Annotated in this window: 19 protein-coding genes; 9 read left to right on the top strand and 10 right to left on the bottom strand. The window is 32.0% G+C overall.

Features of this window, described 5'->3' with window-relative positions; translation table 11 throughout:
• Positions 1 to 159: 159 nt before the first annotated feature.
• The 7 genes from CR532_RS01695 to CR532_RS01725 all read left to right on the top strand — a co-directional run bounded on the left by CR532_RS01695 (position 160) and on the right by CR532_RS01725 (position 8,453).
• On the top strand, positions 160 to 1,743 hold the full coding sequence (locus tag CR532_RS01695; RefSeq protein ID WP_108729114.1) for a peptide ABC transporter substrate-binding protein: 1,584 nt from the start codon (positions 160 to 162) through the stop codon (positions 1,741 to 1,743).
• Between the two features lie 322 nt (positions 1,744 to 2,065).
• Positions 2,066 to 3,652, top strand: coding sequence for a peptide ABC transporter substrate-binding protein (locus CR532_RS01700; protein ID WP_108729115.1), 1,587 nt, complete (start codon positions 2,066 to 2,068; stop codon positions 3,650 to 3,652).
• A gap of 366 nt (positions 3,653 to 4,018) precedes the next feature.
• Positions 4,019 to 4,276, top strand: coding sequence for a hypothetical protein (locus CR532_RS01705; RefSeq protein ID WP_108729116.1), 258 nt, complete (start codon positions 4,019 to 4,021; stop codon positions 4,274 to 4,276).
• Positions 4,277 to 4,606: 330 nt separating this feature from the next.
• On the top strand, positions 4,607 to 5,527 hold the full coding sequence (locus tag CR532_RS01710; RefSeq protein ID WP_108729117.1) for an ABC transporter permease: 921 nt from the start codon (positions 4,607 to 4,609) through the stop codon (positions 5,525 to 5,527).
• Positions 5,528 to 5,539: 12 nt separating this feature from the next.
• On the top strand, positions 5,540 to 6,592 hold the full coding sequence (locus tag CR532_RS01715) for an ABC transporter permease (protein WP_108729118.1): 1,053 nt from the start codon (positions 5,540 to 5,542) through the stop codon (positions 6,590 to 6,592).
• A 10-nt stretch (positions 6,593 to 6,602) separates the two neighbouring features.
• A complete protein-coding gene (locus CR532_RS01720; RefSeq protein WP_108729119.1) occupies positions 6,603 to 7,475 on the top strand; it encodes an ABC transporter ATP-binding protein in 873 nt (290 codons plus the stop codon).
• A complete protein-coding gene (locus tag CR532_RS01725; protein WP_108729120.1) occupies positions 7,476 to 8,453 on the top strand; it encodes an ABC transporter ATP-binding protein in 978 nt (325 codons plus the stop codon).
• A 35-nt stretch (positions 8,454 to 8,488) separates the two neighbouring features.
• Here CR532_RS01725 and CR532_RS01730 read toward each other — a convergent pair whose 3' ends face one another.
• On the bottom strand, positions 8,489 to 9,250 hold the full coding sequence (locus tag CR532_RS01730) for an early set domain-containing protein (RefSeq protein WP_108729121.1): 762 nt from the start codon (positions 9,248 to 9,250) through the stop codon (positions 8,489 to 8,491).
• Positions 9,251 to 9,373: 123 nt separating this feature from the next.
• Here CR532_RS01730 and eno point away from each other — a divergent pair, with 123 nt between their 5' ends.
• Positions 9,374 to 10,675 (top strand): phosphopyruvate hydratase, encoded by a 1,302-nt coding sequence (eno, locus tag CR532_RS01735; RefSeq protein ID WP_108729122.1) that lies wholly within the window; start codon positions 9,374 to 9,376, stop codon positions 10,673 to 10,675.
• Between the two features lie 46 nt (positions 10,676 to 10,721).
• Here the strand turns inward: eno and rpsI are convergent, their stop codons facing one another.
• The 9 genes from rpsI to CR532_RS01780 all read right to left on the bottom strand — a co-directional run bounded on the left by rpsI (position 10,722) and on the right by CR532_RS01780 (position 19,599).
• Positions 10,722 to 11,132, bottom strand: a complete 411-nt coding sequence (gene rpsI, locus CR532_RS01740) for a 30S ribosomal protein S9 (RefSeq protein ID WP_108729123.1) — start codon at positions 11,130 to 11,132, stop codon at positions 10,722 to 10,724.
• The gene (gene rplM, locus CR532_RS01745) at positions 11,129 to 11,593 is read right to left on the bottom strand and encodes a 50S ribosomal protein L13 (protein ID WP_108729124.1); all 465 of its coding nucleotides are present in this window, start codon (positions 11,591 to 11,593) and stop codon (positions 11,129 to 11,131) included. The genes rpsI and rplM overlap by 4 nt, the downstream gene beginning before the upstream one ends.
• Before the next feature lie 81 nt (positions 11,594 to 11,674).
• Entirely contained in the window at positions 11,675 to 12,460 is a 786-nt protein-coding gene (locus tag CR532_RS01750; protein WP_108729125.1) for a hypothetical protein, read from the bottom strand.
• Entirely contained in the window at positions 12,453 to 13,913 is a 1,461-nt protein-coding gene (gatB, locus tag CR532_RS01755; protein ID WP_108729126.1) for an Asp-tRNA(Asn)/Glu-tRNA(Gln) amidotransferase subunit GatB, read from the bottom strand. Before gatB ends, CR532_RS01750 begins: the two co-directional genes overlap by 8 nt.
• Entirely contained in the window at positions 13,903 to 15,348 is a 1,446-nt protein-coding gene (gatA, locus tag CR532_RS01760) for an Asp-tRNA(Asn)/Glu-tRNA(Gln) amidotransferase subunit GatA (RefSeq protein WP_108729127.1), read from the bottom strand. Before gatA ends, gatB begins: the two co-directional genes overlap by 11 nt.
• An 11-nt stretch (positions 15,349 to 15,359) precedes the next feature.
• On the bottom strand, positions 15,360 to 15,635 hold the full coding sequence (gatC, locus tag CR532_RS01765; protein WP_108729128.1) for an Asp-tRNA(Asn)/Glu-tRNA(Gln) amidotransferase subunit GatC: 276 nt from the start codon (positions 15,633 to 15,635) through the stop codon (positions 15,360 to 15,362).
• Positions 15,636 to 15,644: 9 nt separating this feature from the next.
• Entirely contained in the window at positions 15,645 to 17,738 is a 2,094-nt protein-coding gene (locus tag CR532_RS01770; RefSeq protein WP_108729129.1) for an ATP-dependent helicase, read from the bottom strand.
• Positions 17,738 to 18,937: a helix-turn-helix domain-containing protein gene (locus CR532_RS01775; RefSeq protein ID WP_108729130.1), complete on the bottom strand. Its 1,200-nt coding sequence runs from the start codon at positions 18,935 to 18,937 to the stop codon at positions 17,738 to 17,740. The genes CR532_RS01770 and CR532_RS01775 overlap by 1 nt, the downstream gene beginning before the upstream one ends.
• An 11-nt stretch (positions 18,938 to 18,948) precedes the next feature.
• Positions 18,949 to 19,599, bottom strand: coding sequence for a LolA family protein (locus CR532_RS01780; RefSeq protein WP_108729131.1), 651 nt, complete (start codon positions 19,597 to 19,599; stop codon positions 18,949 to 18,951).
• A gap of 165 nt (positions 19,600 to 19,764) precedes the next feature.
• Between CR532_RS01780 and CR532_RS01785 the strand changes: the two genes are divergently transcribed.
• Positions 19,765 to 21,207, top strand: a complete 1,443-nt coding sequence (locus CR532_RS01785; RefSeq protein ID WP_108729132.1) for an NFACT RNA binding domain-containing protein — start codon at positions 19,765 to 19,767, stop codon at positions 21,205 to 21,207.

Raw genomic sequence — 21,207 nt, forward strand, 5'->3', positions numbered from 1 at the left:
AAGATTATAAGCTAAAAGAACTCATAGTATTAAACTTAAGAATCTTGATTTCATATCCTACCAGACGCATTATACTTTATCTTATAAAATAAAGTATAATTTATAAGATTGAAAAATAAATAAAAATACAAATACCAAATAACTTAAGGGGAGCAATTTATGAAATACAAAGCAATAATTCTTTTATCTTTCTTTTCTGCTTTATTCTTAACTACCTGTTATAGTGATACACAGCAAGATAAAATAACCTTTAGAGTAACAAATGACAGCGAGCCCGATTCGCTTGATCCTCAGCTTGCTACTTCTACGCAAGCATTCAACATCATCATAAATACATTCTTAGGCCTAACAGTAAGAGATTCACAAACTGGAGGCTATAAGCCAGGATTAGCTCAATCTTGGGATATATCTGATGATGGACTTGTGTACACATTCCACTTAAGAGAAGGTCTTGTTTGGAGCGATGGTGTTCCTATTACTGCTGAGGGTATTAGAAAATCTTACCTTAGAATTTTAGATAAAGAAACGGGATCACAATATGTTGATATAGTTAAATCAACAATTAAAAATGGTCAGGATTACTTCGATGGCAAGGTAACTGATTCTGAACTTGGCATTAGGGCTTTAAATGACAATACTTTAGAGATAACCCTGGTTAATCCAAAACCTTACTTCCTTGATATGTTAACGCACACATCATTCATACCAGTGCCAGTTCATGTTATTGAAAAACATGGGCAAAACTGGACAAATCCTGAAAATATGGCCGTAAGTGGTGCATATACGCTAAAGAAAAGACTAGTTAATGACAAAATAGTCATCACAAAAAACGATAAGTACTATAATGCTCCAAGTGTTGAAATAGATGAAGTGATATTTTACCCTATACTCGGCGATACTGCCTATAATATGTACATAAAAGACGAACTTGATTTCCTCCCAACAATAGGAAGAGAAAAATTCGATGAAGCCAGAATAAGGGATGATTATTATTCTTACCCTACGAATTCCGCAACCTACTTGGCATTCAACACTACTATTAAACCGCTTGATAATCCAAAAGTTAGAGAAGCTTTAACCCTTGCTATTGACAGAATAACTATAACTCACGTTATTGGCAAAGGTCGTTCAGATCCGACAAGAAACCTAACACCACCATTTGACAACTACTCTTATGGTAAGGAATTAAAATTATTTGACCCTGAGCGATCAAAAAAATTGCTAGCTGAGGCTGGATATCCGAATGGTGCGGGTTTCCCTACTCTTAAATATAAAACTTCAAAACGTGATGGGATGGGCAGAACTGCAGAGTTCCTACAAGAGCAATTTAAAAAAACACTCAACATCAATCTTGAAATTGAAGTTGAAGAATGGACTACATTTTTAGGCAGTAGAAGAATGGGTAATTACCAAATATCAGACATGGGATGGGCAGGAGATTACGGAGATCCACTAACATTTCTTGAAAGCCTATTTACTACAGAAAATCATGTGTTTGGAGCATATGGATACTCAAACAAGGAATATGATGCTTTAATTAAAAAATCTGATTTTGAACAAGACCCGCTTAAAAGACAAGACATCTTAAGGCAAGCTGAGGCAATCATAGTAGAGAAGGACTTCCCTATGGCTCCATTATCAATCATGAAATCATATTATCTCTTTAGAAATGATAAATGGACTGGATGGACTCCCAATGTTGCAGAAAGCTATATTTATGAGGGCATAAAACCTAAGAGGTAGCAAAACTAACAAGAGATAAAAATAAGTAATAAAAAGATAAACTACTTCTATGGCCTAGGCTATAGAAGTAGTTCTTTATAATATACTAATAACTTTTAAAAGCTACATAAGCACTCTTACATTCGTATTTATCTCTTATAAGTTAGTTATTTTTCTAATAGCATCTCGCCTTACAAGTTCACACATGGTACTAATCGAACTTATTATTAGGAACTCCTTTATTAACTAAATTTACAAGGCTATAAGTCAAATTTTAGATGAAAAATTATTTATGCTTTTTAGCGAAATTGGAATTAACCTTAATGAATAGGAGATAAAATGAATGAAACAAATACAATATGTATCTATGTTATTTTCTATAATAACTATTCTAGCCTGCAGCAAGGAGATTGAAAAAGAACCTGCTTCATTTAAAATTAGCTGGGGCGGAGAACCAAAATCAATAGATCCTCAACTTTCTGAAGAGACGATAGGATCAGCGATAGTTTTGCAAATGTTTAGTGGCATAATGAATATTGATACACAAACTGGAGGTTATAAGCCAGGATTAGCTCAATCTTGGGATATATCTGATGATGGTCTTGTATACACATTTCATTTAAGAGAAGGTCTTGTTTGGAGCGATGGTGTTCCTATTACTGCTGAGAGCATTAGAAAATCTTACCTTAGAATTTTAGATAAAGAAACGGGCTCACAATATGTTGGTATGCTGAAGCCAACAATCAAAAATGCACAGAACTATTTCGATGGCAAGGTAACTGATTCTGAACTTGGCATTAAGGCTTTAAATGACAATACTCTAGAGATAATTCTGGTTAATCCAAAACCTTATTTCCTTACTATGCTAACACACCAATCATTTATACCAGTGCCAGTTCATGCAATTGAAAAACATGGGCAAAACTGGACAAATCCTGAAAACATAGTTGTCAGTGGACCATTTAAACTAAAAGAAAGACTAGTTAATGAAAAAATAATAATTCAGAAAAACGATAAGTACTATAATGCTCCAAGCGTTGAAATAGATGAAGTAGTATTTTACACTATAAGAGATAGCTCAACTTCTTATAGGATGTATGAGAATAATGAAATTGATGCTCTTACATCTGGAACCATTCCATACGATTTAATAAAAGAGATAAAGTTAAGAAATGATCATTACACATCTGCCCTTAATGGTCTTTACTACTTTTCATTTAACACACAAATAAAACCAATAGATGATTCAAGAGTTAGAGAAGCTTTAACCCTTGCTATTGACAGAGAAACATTAACAGAAAAAGTTCTAAATAATGGTAGTATTGCCACAAGAAGAGTAACTCTCAACTTTAACAACTATTCTTACGGTAAAGAATTAAAATTATTTGACCCTGAACGATCAAAAAAATTGCTAGCTGTGGCTGGGTACCCTGACGGTGCGGGTTTCCCTACCCTTAAATTAAAATATAATACTAGTGAGAACCATAAGAAAATCTGTGAATTTATTCAAAATCAATGGTCAATGATTTTAAATATTAAGGTTGAACTTGAAAATGAAGAATGGACTACATTCTTAGCACATAAACAAAGCGGAAATTATGTAATAGCAAGATCTGGCTGGATGGGGGACTATCCGGATCCACTAACCTTTCTAAATTTATTCCAAAAAGAATTCTCTCATTTTAGTTCATATAAATACTTTAATGAAGAATATGAAAATCTTATTCATAAATCTGATTTTGAATTAGACCCAATAAAGAGGCAAGATATTTTAAGAAAAGCAGAAGAAATAATAATAGAAAAAGACTTCCCTGTTGCTCCAATATATATATACGCAGGGAATTATCTATTCAGAAATGATAAATGGACTGGATGGACTCCTAATATTCTAGAAAGATTTGATTTCTCTGCGCTTAAAAAAATAAAATAATAAAACAAATAGACACCTATGAAAATATTTTTTATAGATGTCTATTTGTTGATAAACTTAAAAATCTACAAATAGTGCTTGCTTTTCAAAGAAATAAAAAGAAAAATATTGTAAAATTGCTATCAAGACCTAAAAACAAATTAATAACATTCTCAATAATTGTAATCTCTTGTGTCAAAACAAAAGACGATAAACTATCATTTCAAATATGCATAGAAGGAAAACCGTTATCCCCTTTTAAGCCACACCTAATCGATAAAACTCTTGGAGCAAATATATTGAATATATATTTTTAGATCTCTTAACATTAAATACAAAAACAGCATAGCTTAAAGCAGGGTTAGTTAAATCTTAGGGTATATGATAATGAATTCGTATGCACATCCTACATCTAAAATAGGTCTCGTTTGGTGCGATGGTGTTCCTATTACTTCTGAAAGGATTAGTCAGTCACTAATACATGTATCATTTGTACCAGTACAAATCCATATTATTGAAAAGCATGGGAAAACCTGGACAAAGCCTGAAAATATAGTTGTTAGTGAGCCATTCAAATTACAGCAAAGAGTACCAAACGATAAAAATAACACTTATAAGCATCATAAATGCTATAATAAGAAATAAGTTGAACTAGAAGTATTTGTATATATACAATCCTGGACATTACCCATCAAAAATGATAAATGAACTGGATAGATTCCTAATCTCTCAGGTATATATTATCTGTTTAAAATAAAATCAGCTCAAAAATCTTAAACTTAAATCCTACAATTAATATATAAATTACAGAATATAGCATAATATATAGATATATATAACACAGAGAAATTATTAATTTTAACTTGCAAAATAACACATTATATTTAATAATATTCAACATTATTAAATATAATGTGTTAAAATAATCAATTATATAGGTTTGAAAAACCTATATAATTGATATAAGGAGCAATTATGTTAAGGTTTACCGTGCAAAAATTACTAGAAACAATCCCAACTTTAATCGCAATAACATTTTTATGCTTTTTGATAATGAGACTTGCTCCCGGAAATCCATTTGATTCTGAGAAACCTATTGATCCTCAAGTAAAAGAAAAACTCATGCAAAAATACCATCTTGATAAACCTTTTTATATTCAAGCTTACTATTACATCACTGGTGTTTTAAGGGGAGACCTTGGGCCATCATTGAAGAAGAAAGACTTAACTGTCAATCAATACATAACATTAGGATTCCCTAAATCACTGACAATCGGAATAGTAAGCTTAATAATCTCACTAATGCTTGGAACTCTGTTAGGTACATTAGCGGCAATTAAAAAAAACACTCGTACCGATTATATAATAAGAATAGTAGCAATATTCGGAATTTCTGTACCAACCTTCGTAACTGGTCCTATTTTGCAATATTTTCTATCTGTAAAGTTAGGATTATTTTATACTTCTGGGTGGATTTCAGAACGCGGTGGTCTTTCAAATTTAGTTATGCCTATATTAACAATGAGTTTGCCGTATACAGCCATTTTTACACGAATACTTAGAGGTTCTATGTTGGAAATATTAAAAAGCGACTTTGTAAGGACAGCAAGGGCTAAAGGCCTAAGTTTTCATGTAATAATCAGAAAGCACGTGTTGGTAGGCGCAATACTTCCTCTAGTGAGCTATATAGGTCCTGCATTTGCTGGCATAATTTCTGGTAGCATGGTTATCGAACAAATATTTAGAATTGCTGGGATGGGTATGTTTACAGTAGAAGCATCCTTAAACAGGGATTATCCACTATTAATGGGTTCAATTTTAGTATACTCAACATTATTACTTATTTCTATTTTAGCATCTGATATTACTTATAAAAGACTTGACCCAAGGACATAGGAGAATAATAAAATGAGTGAATATGAAAAAAAAGACCTCTCATGTGAATTACATACATCTCGCAAAAGAGCTTGGTTAAGGTTTAAGGAAAACAAACTTGCATTTATGAGCATATTTGTAATTGGTTTTTACGTACTCATTGCAATATTTCAACCAATACTGCCAATACACAAATACTATACGCAAGTAGTAGAACATGCTGATTTACCTCCATCTTTTAGACATGCTGGAGAGCTTTGGTATGAAAAGGAACTTTATTTTATAAAAAAATTATCAGAAAAAGAAAAACGAGGAATAAATGAAGAAGAACAGGCAAAGCTAAACGAAATAAAAAGAAAGATAGAAACTGAAGTCCAACAAATTGACGGAAAAGAAGTTCAAATACACAAAAGAGTATACTTACTAGGAACAGACAGTCTTGGACGAGACTTGCTTGCAAGAATAATACAGGGAAGTCAAATATCAATATCTGTAGGATTTATTGGAGCATTTATAGCAATGATAATAGGTTCCATAGTAGGTGCAATTGCAGGATTTTTTGGTGGAATCCTAGACAGAGTAATAACCAAAATAATAGAAGTTCTTTATATTTTACCCACTTTACTTGTCATAATCACATTAATGACTATTATGGAAAGGAATATTATAGGACTATTTATAGCAATCAGCATTATGTCATGGCTAATAATTGCTAGAGTCGTGAGAGGGCAAGTACAATCACTTGCAAAATCTGAATTTATACAAGTAGCTAGAACACTAGGCGCAACGAATAGAAGAATGATACTTAATCATTTAATTCCTAATAGCTTGGGTATGATAGTAATACTTACAACAATGAATGTACCATCATTTATCATGCTTGAATCATTCTTGTCATTTCTAGGTCTTGGAATATCAGCACCAATGACTAGCTGGGGAGAATTGGTAAAAAATGGAATTCCTACATTTGTTGAATACCCATGGAAAATTTTTATTCCAGCAACAGTCATGACAACATTCTTATTGTTTATGAACTTTTTAGGTGACGGATTAAGAGATGCATTTGATCCGAAAGACAACCTTTAGGAGCAATCAAATGAAAGAAGACTACATACTGGACATAAGAAATTTATCAGTTGAGTTTAAATTAAAGCATACGACAATATATCCTGTAAACAATATAAACTTAAAAATTAAAAAAGGCGAAATTAGGGCCATTGTTGGAGAATCTGGTAGTGGAAAATCTGTAACAAGCATGGCAATATTAAAACTATTACCTGAACTGACAACAATATACAAAAACGGAGAAATACTATTTGAAGATCAAGATTTGCTGAAGCTTAGCGAAAAAGAGCTTCAAAGTATTAGAGGTAATAAAATAGCAATGATATTCCAGGATCCAATGACTTCTTTAAATCCATATTTAAGAGTATCTACGCAAATTGAAGAGACAATAATGCTACATCAAAAATTAGATAAAAACACAGCAAAGAAAAAAGCAATAGAAATGCTAAAAACCGTTGGGGTTGTAAACGCAGAAGAAAGAATAGAGCATTACCCGCATCAATTCTCAGGGGGAATGAGACAAAGGGTTATGATTGCAATGGCTTTAAGTTGTCATCCATCACTATTAATCGCAGATGAACCTACTACAGCTCTTGACGTTACAATTCAGGAACAAATATTACTACTTATTAAAAGTTTATCTAAAAAGTTCAATACTTCAACAATACTAATAACTCATGACTTGGCTGTAGTTGCTGAAATTTGCGATACAGTATCTGTAATGTACCAAGGCAACTTTGTAGAAGAAGGCACAGTAGAAGCGATATTTAAAAACCCTCAACATCCATACACAATTGGTCTTTTAAAATCAATACTTACTCTAGACCAAAATCCAAATGAAAAACTTTATTCAATTAAAGAAAATCCTATTGAAATAACTACAAGTAACATTGAGGAGCATTAAATGAACAATGGACAAGATATAATTCTTAAAGTAGAAAACTTAGTACAAACATTCACAATTGGAGAAGACTTCTTATTTTGGAAAAATAAACGCAAGGTAAACGCTGTAAACGATATTAGTTTTGAAGTTGAACGCAATAAAACATTAGGTCTTGTTGGTGAGTCGGGATGTGGTAAATCAACAACTTTAAGATCCATAATGCAACTCTATACACCAACATCTGGGAGTATATATTTCAATGGTAAAGATATTACTCAACTTTCAAGAAGAGAACTTCTTAAAACAAAAAAAGACATGCAGATGGTATTTCAAGACCCACATACATCTCTTAATCCAAGAATGACAATAAGAGAAATAATAGCAGAACCATTAATTATATACAACGAAAATAAAATTCTTCCAAGGACAAAAAAAGAAATAGAAAAGAGAGTAGATGAACTGATGGACATTACTGAACTGGAAAAAAGTATGCTATCTAGGTATCCACACGAATTTTCAGGCGGTCAAAGACAGAGAATAGGAATAGCCAGAGCACTTGCTCTTAATCCTAAACTTTTACTTCTAGATGAAGCTGTATCTGCGTTAGATGTATCCATTCGAGCTCAAATTCTAAATCTACTTAAGGATTTACAAAAAGAATTAAATTTGTCTTATCTTTTTATCTCACACGACTTAGCAGTAGTAAAATACATGAGCGATAAAATTGCTGTAATGTATCTGGGAGTCATCTTAGAGATTGCGCCTAGAGAAATTTTATTTTCAAATCCTATACATCCATACACCAAAACATTAATAGCATCTATTCCCGAAATTGATCCTGAAAAAAGAAAAAACAAAACTATCAAACTTGATGAACCTTCTTTGGCAAACATGCGAAACACAACCTTAACAAAAAATGCACCACTTGAGGAATTGGAAAAGGATCATTTTGTGTCTAAGTATCTTTTTGATGAAATGCATAGCCTACTTAATACTTAGTTTTTGCTATTAAACATCAATTCTTATTTTGCTAATTATTTATTATCAAAATAAGAAACTTCGAAATCTATTTTGTTGTCGATACCTTGAACAAAATAAAGATTAATTCTATTAATATTATTCTTATCTATAACTTTATTTCCAGAATCAACAAAATAATAATAAATCCTACCTCTAGGAAGATCCTTAAGCTTAATAGTATACACTCCTTTATTATGTTCCTGCTCAATTAATCTATTTAAAAATGGATTAAAATTATTGAAGTTACCCGCTATTGTAACAATCTGACCAGGGCGCCCTATGTAAAAAATTTCAACTTCTCTACTGTCATAAGAACCAATTGGATTTCGTAAAGAAACATAACTAGATTTTATTCCTAAAATATCAATTATAGAAAATGGTATTAAATCTTTATCATAAACTACATTCTTATTATATTCATCATTTGTCCAAACACCATCTATAACAAGTCTATACTTGATTTTATCAAGTCCATGCGGAAGACTTACCTTTACAAAAAAAAGTCCATACTGATTCTTTTGAAATAAGTACTTTTTTGAATAGCCGTCAAAATCAAAAGCAGCGAAAATCTTAAGAATTCCCTTATCAGGCGGATAAAACATAATGACTCTCTTAGAGTCAACAACTGGAGTCAAATTATCCTGTCTTGTTGAAACCTCTAAAAATTCACTTAAAGATAAATCAAAATTTTTAACTACATAACTTTCTGAATAAACATTACTAATGCTTACAAAAGACAGTACGAAATAAAACAAATACCACAAAACTTTTTGCATAATTTAGCTGAAAAATCCAGTAAACAATTCTTTTATCAAGATACTACACATTTATTTTATTTATTATTATACTGAAAATATATATTAAAGTAAACATGGAAAAATTATATAAGGAGTTTTAAAATGGGCTTTCATATTTATGAAATAAAAGCTAGGCAAATCATTGATTCTAGAGGAAATCCAACTGTTGAAGCAGATGTAATACTTGAAGATGGTTCTTTAGGTAGAGCAGCCGTCCCATCAGGTGCGTCAACAGGAATAAATGAAGCTGTTGAATTAAGAGATGGCGATAACTCTGTTTATATGGGGAAAGGAGTGCTCAAAGCAGTTGAAAATATAATAAACATCATCTCCCCAGAACTTGAAGGAATGAATGCTTTAAATCAAGTCGAAATTGACAGAAAAATGCTTGAACTTGACGGAACATCTACTAAATCAAAACTTGGTGCTAATGCTATTCTTGCAGTTTCAATGGCTACGGCCAGAGCGGCAGCTGAATATCTTGGACTTAAAGTCTACCAATATCTTGGTGCTTACAAAGCTAATATTTTACCCACACCTATGTGTAACATTATAAACGGCGGGGCTCATTCTGACAACTCTGTTGATTTTCAAGAATTTATGATAATGCCGATTGGAGCAAAAACTTTTAGCGATGCAATAAGAATGGTTGCTGAAGTTTTTCACACTCTCAAGGGTATTTTAAGCAAAAAGGGTTATGCAACATCTGTTGGTGATGAGGGTGGATTTGCACCAAATCTAAAGTCAAACGAAGAAGCTTGTGAAGTTATTATGGAGGCCATAAAGAGTGCAGGATATAACCCTGGTACAGATATCTCAATTGCTCTTGACCCAGCAACATCTGAACTCTATGATCCAAAGACAAAAAAATATGTACTTCGATGGTCAACCAAGGAAGAACTAACTGCTGATGAAATGGTTGAATATTGGGCAAAATGGGTAGAAAAATATCCTATCATATCAATTGAAGATGGAATGGCTGAAGAAGACTGGGATGGATGGAAAAAACTTACAGACAAGCTCGGAGATAAAGTGCAACTTGTTGGTGACGATTTATTTGTAACAAATACATCATTCCTTAAAAAGGGAATTGAAATGGACGTCGCAAACGCAATTCTCATCAAAGTAAATCAAATTGGTACATTGACTGAAACTTTTGAAGCTGTTGAAATGGCAAAAAAAGCAGGATACACTGCAATAGTTTCACATCGTTCAGGAGAGACAGAGGATACAACAATTGCTGATCTTGTTGTTGCACTTGGAACAGGCCAAATTAAGACAGGCTCTTTATCAAGGACAGATAGAATAGCTAAATACAACCAACTCTTAAGGATAGAAGAAGAATTGGGAAATATTGCCGAATACCATGGAAGTAAAGTTTTTTATTCTATTAAGAACAAATAACTTAAGCCCTCGAAGGAGGGCTTTTCCATAAAATAGGTATAAATACTTATCTTTTTGAAAATTGGAAGCTCTTTCTAGCTTTCTTCCTACCAAACTTTTTACGCTCAACCTTTCTTGAATCTCGTGTCAAAAATCCATTAGATTTTAAAACCACCCTATGTCCTTCATCAAGATCATAAAGAGCTCTTGCAATGCCATGCCTAATAGCACCAGCCTGACCTGAAATGCCACCCCCATAAATGTTAATATAAAGATTATATTTTCCAAGAGTATTTGTTAAAACCAATGGAGACAAAGCAATTGTCCTTAAATTTTCAAGTTGAATATAAGACCCAAAATCTCTACTATTAATCTTAATCTCACCCTTACCGTCTCTAATATAAACCCTAGCAACAGAAGACTTTCTCCTTCCTGTACCCATTGCTAAATTAATACCCTTAACATTTGACTTTGTCATCTTTCCTCTCTATAATGTGATTCTAATTTACAAGGAGTTTGAGCTTTAAGAGTGTGCTCAGAACCAGCAAAAACTCTAAGATTTCTAAAAAGCTCACGTCCCAAAGGCCCCTTTGGCAACATACCCTTAACAGCTATTTCAAGGGGTGCAGTCGGCTTCCTCTCAGATAATGTTCTAAAAGTGTCAGAATAAAGACCCCCAGGATATCTCGAATGCCTATAATAAATTTTCTGAGAATATTTCTTACCTGTAAGTCTAATCTTTGAAGCATTAATAATTATAACATTATCACCCAAATCTTGGTGTGGTGTATAATAAGGTTTATGTTTACCTCTCAAAATTCTAACAGCTTCTGTAGCAATTCTACCAAGGACCTTATCAGCCGCATCAATTACATACCATTTTTTCTCTATATACTTTGGCTTAATCCATATTGTCTTATTATTCGTTACCCTATTCATAATAATATATATAGCCCCCACTTAGATATTCTACAAAATCATACTTTCTTATTGTATTATTTGTAAGCTACCCTGTCAATACTAACAACTAAATTTATCCTGTAGCCTAAAAGAAACTTTTCGAAACCCATCTAAGTCTCCTTTAGAAAATTTTAAAGGAACAAGTGAAGGATTTCCAAAATTAGGATTAATTAAATATCTATTCTTTAAATACTCATTATAAATCTCAGTATGATGCTCAGATTTATAGAGCGGTAACATATATCTATCAATTACTCTAAACATAGGTGTAGCAAAAATATCAAAATTAATTTTTACGCTCTTTTCGTAAGCCAAAACTTTAGCAAGCATATGTCTAGCAACTGCTAAAGTTAAGGCATCGAAACTATCTCTAAATTCTATTTTTTTAGATAAATTATCTACTATAACAATACTAATAGACATACATCCAGGCATTGGAATATTTACAAGCATAGGATACCTAAAGTTACTAAATCCAACCTTAAATTCATATATCCCCTGCTTTTCTTCCCAAGGATTGCTAAAATACTGCTGACCTGTTAGAGACAATAAAAATTCTCTAGCATCTCTTTCAAACTTAAAAATATACACAGATCCTGCTTCTTTAAAAAACGCAAAAAGAACATTTTCAAATTGTTTTCTAAACACAGAAGGATAAGAAGCTGTAAGACCTCTTGAAAAAGTCTGCTTAAGAATAAGATTTAAACCTTGAATTCTATATCCTAAAAAGCTATTTCCTCCATTTAAGTATAAATCCAAATATCTATTACCATTAATATCATAAAGATAAAAAAATCTTGCCCTTTTAATTATTGGAAAGCAACTCGCCAAAGATTCACTACACATCCCTTAATTTGCCCATTAAAATCTCATTTGTAAGAACAGGATTAACCTTGCCAGAAGTTTTCTGCATAACTTGCCCCATCATAAACTTAAGTGCATGACTTTTACCCTTTCTGTAAAGTTCAACTGATTTAGGATTTTCATTTAAAACTTCAAGCACAACTGATTCAATCAAAGATTTATCACTTATCTGTTCTAAACTTTTCTCACTAACTACGACAGCAGAGGAAACATTTCTCTCAAGCATTTCTAAAAATACTTCTTTTGCAATCTTACCACTAATCTTGCCACTAACAATCAATTCAACAAGTTCTCTAACATATGATGGCGGTAAATCAAACTCAAGTATACTTATTGCCCTCTCATTAAGTACACCTAACACTTCAGATAATATCCAATTCGCTACCCTCTTAGGCTCACTTGCCCCTACTGCTGCATCTTCAAAATATTTAACCAAGTGCTTATCAGTAGCTAAAGTAACAATATCAAAATCACTAAGAGCATATTGCTCTTTCAATCTAATTCTTGTGTCAAAAGGTAACTCTACCAGTTTATCACTAGTTCTTATGTTTTCAATATATACATCATCCAGCTTCACTAAAGGTAAATCGGGGTCCTTAATATATCGATAATCTGCGACTGTTTCCTTGCTTCTTTGAAGCACTGTAATACCCCGCTTATCATCAAAACCTCTTGTATGTTTGCCTACACTTTCGAAAGTTTGCCTATAAAGCAACCATTCTTCTCTTTGTCTCGCCTCTTCATATTCAATTGCCAATTTTACGGATTTGAAAGAATTTAAATTCTTTATCTCAGCAATTGGAGTCTTATATTCAATACCATTCTCATTAATAAGTAAATTAATGTTAACATCGCAACGAAATGATCCATTTTCCATGCTACAATCAGATAACTCAAGATATCTAAAAATTTCCCTTAAAGAACTTAAGTAAGCCACAGCTTCATCACCACTATTAATGTCTGGACCTGAGACAATTTCTAGTAATGGTGCGCCTGAACGATTGAAATCAATATAACTTCGATTGTCATTCTCAAGTAAATGTAAACTCTTCCCAGAATCTTCTTCCATGTGTATTCTAACAATATTAATTTTTTTCAAACCCAAAGAAGCCTCAATAAAGATAAATCCATTCTCACAAATGGGTTCATCATTTTGAGATATCTGATAACCCTTGGGCAAATCAGGATAAGAATAATGCTTTCTATCAAACTTAACAATATTTCTTATTCGAGAATTTGTAGCATGTCCAGCTAAAATTGCACTATTAATCAGTTCTTTATTCACGCTAGGTAATGCTCCAGGAAGTCCAAGGCATGTTGGGCAAGTGCGAGAATTTGGAATCCCACCAAAATCATTCCTGCACGCACAAAAAGCCTTTGTCTGCAATCCTAATTGCACATGGACTTCTAAGCCAATGAGTAATCTATATTCCATTTAATCTTAATTCCTCTATTACATTTTTTGAAAAATTTAATAGCTCAAAATCTCTCTTAACTTGCCCAATTACCTGCATGCCAATGGGTAATTCTTTATTGTCTTTAGCGAAGGGGAGAGAAATTGCAGGAGAACCCACAAGATTTGCAATCACAGTACATACATCCGAATAATACATTTTCATGGGATTATCAAAATTCTCACCAATTTTAAAAGGCTTTACAAAACTTGTAGGCGTAATAATATATTCAAAATTATTAAAAACCTCATCAAACTTAGGAACTATTAAATTTTCAATAATTCTGCGAGCCTTTGCATAATATTTTAAATCATAACCTTCTGATAATAAATAATTCCCAAGCACAATACGCCTTTTTACCTCTTCTCTTAAAAACAAACTTCTATGCTTAAAATAAAACTCACTAAGACTCAAATCATCGTTTATCCGTTTCCCATAACGAAGCCCAGTATAGCGAGCAAGATTAGATGAAGCTTCAACCGGTGATACTGAATAGTAAAGAGAGAGTATATAACTAACTTCCTTTATTGAAACTTCCTGTATTTGGACACCTTTACTTAAAAGCCCAGCCTTAAATTTAGAAAACTCGCAGGCAATCTCTGCCTCCATTAAATCTTCACTAAGTTCCTTAATGACAGCTACTTTTGCGCCTCTTAAAGATTTATTCAACAATGGATAAGGATTTGTAAAAATATCTATGCTAGTAGCATCCAACCTATCAATACCACAAGTATGCTGTAATATTAAAGCTACATCATCAACAGAGTTAGCAAAAAATCCTATCTGATCAAGAGATGACGCATACGATACAAGTCCATAACGAGACAGACCTCCGTAAGAAGGCTTAAACCCAATTATGCCAGAAAAGGATGCAGGGAGCCTAACAGATCCTCCAGTATCGCTACCAAGTGAAAAAGGAGCCTGACATCCCGCAACAACAGCACTAGACCCACCAGAACTACCACCCACAACATAGTCCTTGTTTAAAGGGTTAAGAGTAGCCCCATAGCAAGAAAACTCACAAGAAGATCCCATTGCAAATTCATCCATATTAGTTCTACCAATCAAAATTGCACCATTATCTTTAAGCCTCTTAATAACAGTTGCATCATAAGGCGAAACATAACCTTGTAAAATTTCAGAAGCACAAGTTAAATTTTTATCTTTGATCGAAATATTATCCTTAACAGCAATAGGCATGCCAATTAAAGGCAGATTCCGTCCCTCACCCCTATCCAATAGAACATCATATTCTTTCGCTAATTCTAATGAATCATCGAAAAACTCAATATACCCATTCATATCCTTATTTGATTCATATTGTTCTCTGTAAGAGAGAACAATATCATAAATCTTACACTGACGTGTTAACACTAATTCCCTAATTTTGATTAAGTTTATATTTCTTAAATCCAAAACAATACTCCCTATTCAAGTACCTTAGGTGATGGGAAATATCCATCTAGAAATAAATTACTAAATTTTTTAATAGATTCAATCGTCAAAGAAGGTACACTCTCATCATTCCTTAAATCAGACATCTGGCATGTTTTCTCTTGCAAATCATTTCCTACATCGAGTTCAGATATCCTATTTAACATCTCAACTGTTTTTCTAAACTTTTCAACGAATTTCTGCTCTTCACTTTCACTTAAGCTTAATAAACTCAATTTCAAACTATTTTCTAAATGGATATCTTTCACATGTCACCTCTAAATTTTAGAAAGCCCCCTCATATAGGTTGAATTTAAAATAGCCTTCTTGCCATTCCTTAGACTAATTTTAATAAACGACTCATCATTTTGATACCATTTATCAATAATTACCCCATTTTCTCCATTATAAGTTATATAATCTCCAATATTAAAGCTCTTGCCAGAACTATGGGCAAAAAAATACTTAAAATTATCTCTTAAATATTCTGGAACAAAAATCATATCATAAGCATCTTTGCTGATATCTTGAAAAAACCCTGAAATAGCTGTGTTTCTGAGCATACCTCCAAAAAATCTCTGCAAACTAATTGTAATAATAAGCTCTACCTTAGCTCGAGTAATAGCCACATAAAAAAGTCTTCTCTCCTCTTCCTGCCTCTCATCAGTTAATTCTTCAATCTCAGAAGGCAACAATCCCTTCTCAAGTCCAGATATTATCACTCTATCAAACTCAAGACCTTTAACACCATGAATTGAAGATAGAAGTACGCTAGACTTAGAATCTCCGTGCATTAAAGGCGAAAGAAACGAATTTTCTAAAAATATTACAAGCCCTTCAAAGCTACCCGAATATTCAACACCACTTCCAATAAGTTCATCAATATTCCTAGATTTTTCATCCTTATCAAGTTTTTGATAATAATCCCAAAGTCCAAATTTAATTACAACATCTCTAATAAATGCAGATAAATTCACATAAACATCTCTTTGAATTCTTTGCCCTAGCTCATCATAAAGACTCAAGAAAGCAATAAGAGAATCTCTTGCCTTACCCTTAATACTATCAGCAACTTTTTTACTCGCAAGAATTAAATCAAGATTAACATCACCATCATTTAGCATTCCAATTACTTTATCTGTACTAGTTTTCCCAATGCCCCTAGCAGGTTTATTTATTACCCTTAAGAAAGAAACTCTATCTTTTTTATTTACAAAAAGTCTCAGTAGAGAAATTACATCCTTAACCTCTTCCCTTTCATAAAATCTAATTGAACCTAACACACTATATGGGATATTTTGTTTTAAGAAAGATTTTTCAAACTGAAAAGATTGATAATTAAATCTATAAAGAACTGCCGTCTCAAGTCTGTTCTCAATAAGGAAGCGAGAAAAATACTCAGCCTCTTCTGTAGGATTCTGAAAAACGAAAAATTTTATCTTATTGCCCTTCTGATTTTCTGTAGTTATTACTTTCTCATATCGATTTTTGTTTTTTGAAATAACAGCATTTGCAACATTTACAATACTTAAACTAGAACGATAATTTTGTACCAAATAATATTTAGACACATCATTAAATGTCTTCTCAAATTCAAGAATATTTTCTACCCTAGCACCTCTAAAAGAATATATAGACTGATCTTCATCTCCTACTACCATAAAATACATATCTTGGCAATAAAGCTCTTTTAAAAATAAAAACTGTGCATAATTAGTATCCTGATATTCATCCACAAGTATAGCCTTAAATCTCTTCTGAACCCGCATCCTTATATCATAAGACTCTCGCAACATCAAAGCAGACTTAAGGATAAGATCAGAAAAATCAAAAGCATTATTCCTAGATTTTTCTTGCTCGTAAGTTTTAATACACTTGTAAGTTTTTTCATCAAGACCAAAATAATCATCTAAAAAGCTAGTCTCTTTACCCTTGCTTATTAAAGACGAAACCTCCTTTGCAAGTTCAATGGTTGGAGCAAGTCCAATTTGCTTAACAAATCTAACAACATCATTAGTGTCCCAGATTGTAAAATTTGAATCATAATTCTTATCAAATTTTTTAAAATAAAGCCTTAAAAGCCAAGCACCAAAAGAATGAAAAGTTTGAATGTGTAAAGCCTTATCAAAATCAAAAAGATGATTTATCCTTTCATTCATCTCGCTTGCAGCTTTATTTGTAAATGTTAAAGCAAGGATCTCTTCTGGTCTTAATTTTTCAACCTTTATTAAATGAGCTATCTTAGCTGTTATAACCCTTGTTTTACCACTACCTGGACCCGCAAGAACGAGAAGAGGATTCTTAGTACCATCTAAAACAATTTTTCTCTGACCAGAATTCAAGCTAGAGAGGAACGCTTCTACCCTGTCCATTAATAAACTTCAGAAACCTTAAGATCAAATCCTACAGGAGTCTTTAACCAAAAAAACTGAACTGCCATTACCTCTCTTTCATAACTTTTCAAAAAGGAAGTAATATCTTTGCCTCGAAGAACAATATTAACATCAGAAAGTCTTGACAAAAATAATATTAAAGACTTTCGAAAACTTAAATTAAGAGGATCACCTTTGGATACAAATAAAGACTTGCCAGAGAGATTACTCTCATCAGAATATCTTAAAAATGTATCGTTCAAACAATCAACAATTAAATCAATTTTGACAACATTCTGAGCAGAATATAGAGTAGGATACTCGCTAACTATTCTACTCCTAGGTCCATTAACCTCAAATCCCCAATTTAAAATATTAAATCTATTAGAAAGATTGGTTTCAAGTACATATTCAATATTTAAAATAACAGATTCTAAACTTACATGGGCTCTCTTAATGTTACCATAAGAATAATTCTCGTAAATCATCTTAACTCTTATATTATCATCAAAATCTATTTCTCTAGATCTGCCCAATTTAAAAATATGCCTACTATTGTTTAAACCATTTGTAATAACCAGATCATCATTTATAAAAGAAACTCTATATTTCGAAACAACATCACCATACCTTAAATATAACAAATCACCATCTCCAAGTGAATCATTCCAAAAAGCTTCCCTATCAAAAAGAATTTCATGAATTTCTGGAGCTTTCCTTGCAGAATGCTTTGCTTTAAAAACTTTTCTTAAAAAGCTATCAATTTCCCTAAAATTTAAGCTCACAAATGCTAGCACTACAAGACTAATGATTCCTACTAATATTTTAATTATTTTAGAAGAATCAATCTTAGAAATACCTAAGTTCTTACCCGCAAATCTTCCTTCGCTTGCAAAATTTGAACCAATATTTTTCTCCTCAATCCTAATTCCAATATAGCTATCATTAAGTCTTCTCTTATATTCCTTAAAAAGAGATGACATATGCCAAACATCAATATCTAAATATTCGCTATAAGTTCTTAAAAACCCCACAGCTAAAACTTCATTTGGAAACAATTCAATATTAGAATCTTCAAGGGCTTTAAGATATTTAACAGAAATTTTAATCTCATCAGCTATAACCTCTAGAGTTAAACCCTTGTCAACTCTAGACTTTTTTAAAAAATCTCCAAACTTAACGAAATCATTTTCTTCCATAGTTCAACACCTCAAGTTTTTTTAACGTCATACAAAAAATTATCCACCTTGTTTGAAGTTTTTGGCGGGTCATACTTAAATTTACTTTCAGGAATTCCAACATTAAACTTCACAGATAAAAGATCAATAACTATCTCTCTACCACTTCCTGTAGGATAAGCAACAATTTTTCTAATTACGCCACTTTGAGCAAAAGCAATCATAAAAGAATCAATTGTAGCAGCTCCCTTATAGAGTCGCCGTGAAAAAGTCAATTTTATAAAATTCTCAGAGCTCCCTCCAGATTCGTCAAGAGGTTCCAAATTGGGAGAATTAGTATAAGATACACTATATTCAGTATTTAAAATCTGCATAAAACCACTCTTACCTTTCCCACCAACTAATTGTTGCCTAAAAGAAGTACCAAGCGATGGAACATAAACAGTCAAAAGTTCCCCATCACTCGCAAAAACCTGACTATTTGAATCTAGATTAACAATAAACTTATCTGGAAACTTATAAAGCAGAGTCCCCGTTTGCTTTAGTCCCTTTATATTAAGACTAATCTTAGCCTGCATATCTTCTACGTTTTGATACCTAGAATAAATATCCTCAAAATATTGATTGGCAGACACTTGAGCGAAAATAAAACACGGATATAAAATTAATATTATTCTCTTCATTATAACAACTCTTCAACATTAAGCTCAATTCAATAGCAAAATATATTACATACTTTATACTTAATATCCATACTACAACTTATTAAAACAATAAGCTATTATTCATAATATACCATTTTGCACATTAATAATAAACATATTTAGCAAAAGATTACAGAGGTTAAAATGTCATTAAATTACAATGAAATAAACATCCTACTTAAGGAACTTCCTTTGAAAAATTCATTTTTCAAAAAAATTAAACAGCCCAACCATAAAACTTTAGTGATCGAACTTTACAACATAGAAGAGAATGAAAAAAATTTTAATATATTAATCTCATTAGGCTCAAAAACGACTAGAATTCACAAGACAAGCAAAAAATTTGAAAATATTAAACCCCCCTTAAGATTTTTTGAATTTTTAAAATCAAAAATTCAAAACGGTAAAATACTTGAAGCTTATCAAATAAAAAATGAAAGAATAATTTTCATTGAAGTGATAAAAGGTGAAAGAATATTCTTCCTCTTCGTAAAATTATGGCCATCATCTCCTAACATAATTGCCACAGATACAAATTTTAAAATCCTTGATGCATATTATAGAAGACCAAACTCAAAAGAAATTACAGGTGAAATATTTAAAAAAGCCAAAGAGCTTATTGAAAATAATAATACAATCCAAAAAAAGTCAGTCACATTAAAGGATGGCTACAATAGTCAATTATCTTATTCAGAATTTATTGAAAATTACTATGATAACTTAGAAACAATAGAAACTAAAACACACAACAGAGAACTACTTATAAAGAAATATGAACAAGCAAAAACAAATTTAAAAAAAAGAATATGTTCTTTAGAAAAACAAATAGATTCAATTAAAACAATCGAGAATAAAAAAGAAAAAGGCGAAATGATATTATCAAATATCCATATAATAAAAAAAGGGATGGACGCTATCCTTCTAAAGAACAGCAAAGGAGAAGAAACTACAATAGTCCTAGATAAGACATTGCTCCCTAAAGACAATGCTTTAAAGTATTTTAAAGAATACAAAAAAAGCAAAAATTCCTTGGATCTTATAACAGAACAATTACAATACGCAAGAGAAGAATATGATAAATTAATGCTAAAGATAACCTGCATAGATGAGGAAGAATTAATTGAATCTGCAAATGAAAGAACACAAAGACAAAAACTTCCAAAAAAGCCATCTATTGGCATTCATCTAATTTCTTGTGGATTTGAAATCGTTGTAGGAAGAAATGCAAAGGAAAACGATGAACTTTTAAGAAGCTGGGCAAAGGGAAATGACTACTGGCTGCATACAAGAGATTATCCTGGCGCGTATGTATTTATTAGAAATAAGAAAGACAAAACACCTCCTCTTGAAGTCTTGCTAGATGCTGGCAATTTATGTGTTTTTTATACAAAGCCTGCAAGAAAATCGGGTGAAGCTGATCTTTATTACACCCATGTTAAATACTTAAGAAGGGTAAAGGGAGGAAAAACAGGGCTTGTAATACCCAACATGGAGAAAAATTTAAATATTAAATTAGATCTTAAAATACTAGAAAAACTAAAAACAAAAAATAATTTTATAAATTATTTTCATTTGAACTTAAAATAA

Origin of the sequence: Candidatus Borreliella tachyglossi (assembly GCF_003076595.1) — a bacterium.
GTDB classification, from domain to species: domain Bacteria; phylum Spirochaetota; class Spirochaetia; order Borreliales; family Borreliaceae; genus Borrelia; species Borrelia tachyglossi.

Excerpts from the sequence above, each read along its gene's own strand:
- rpsI (WP_108729123.1), bottom strand. The coding sequence starts at position 11,132 with ATGACAAAGTCAAATGTTAAGGGTATTAATTTAGCAATGGGTACAGGA.
- CR532_RS01725 (WP_108729120.1), top strand. The coding sequence starts at position 7,476 with ATGAACAATGGACAAGATATAATTCTTAAAGTAGAAAACTTAGTACAA.
- CR532_RS01710 (WP_108729117.1), top strand. The coding sequence starts at position 4,607 with ATGTTAAGGTTTACCGTGCAAAAATTACTAGAAACAATCCCAACTTTA.
- CR532_RS01720 (WP_108729119.1), top strand. The coding sequence starts at position 6,603 with ATGAAAGAAGACTACATACTGGACATAAGAAATTTATCAGTTGAGTTT.
- CR532_RS01715 (WP_108729118.1), top strand. The coding sequence starts at position 5,540 with ATGAGTGAATATGAAAAAAAAGACCTCTCATGTGAATTACATACATCT.
- CR532_RS01730 (WP_108729121.1), bottom strand. The coding sequence starts at position 9,250 with ATGCAAAAAGTTTTGTGGTATTTGTTTTATTTCGTACTGTCTTTTGTA.
- CR532_RS01705 (WP_108729116.1), top strand. The coding sequence starts at position 4,019 with ATGAATTCGTATGCACATCCTACATCTAAAATAGGTCTCGTTTGGTGC.
- CR532_RS01700 (WP_108729115.1), top strand. The coding sequence starts at position 2,066 with ATGAAACAAATACAATATGTATCTATGTTATTTTCTATAATAACTATT.
- CR532_RS01780 (WP_108729131.1), bottom strand. The coding sequence starts at position 19,599 with ATGAAGAGAATAATATTAATTTTATATCCGTGTTTTATTTTCGCTCAA.
- rplM (WP_108729124.1), bottom strand. The coding sequence starts at position 11,593 with ATGAATAGGGTAACGAATAATAAGACAATATGGATTAAGCCAAAGTAT.
- CR532_RS01695 (WP_108729114.1), top strand. The coding sequence starts at position 160 with ATGAAATACAAAGCAATAATTCTTTTATCTTTCTTTTCTGCTTTATTC.
- CR532_RS01775 (WP_108729130.1), bottom strand. The coding sequence starts at position 18,937 with ATGGAAGAAAATGATTTCGTTAAGTTTGGAGATTTTTTAAAAAAGTCT.
- eno (WP_108729122.1), top strand. The coding sequence starts at position 9,374 with ATGGGCTTTCATATTTATGAAATAAAAGCTAGGCAAATCATTGATTCT.
- CR532_RS01770 (WP_108729129.1), bottom strand. The coding sequence starts at position 17,738 with ATGGACAGGGTAGAAGCGTTCCTCTCTAGCTTGAATTCTGGTCAGAGA.
- CR532_RS01785 (WP_108729132.1), top strand. The coding sequence starts at position 19,765 with ATGTCATTAAATTACAATGAAATAAACATCCTACTTAAGGAACTTCCT.
- CR532_RS01750 (WP_108729125.1), bottom strand. The coding sequence starts at position 12,460 with ATGTGTAGTGAATCTTTGGCGAGTTGCTTTCCAATAATTAAAAGGGCA.
- gatB (WP_108729126.1), bottom strand. The coding sequence starts at position 13,913 with ATGGAATATAGATTACTCATTGGCTTAGAAGTCCATGTGCAATTAGGA.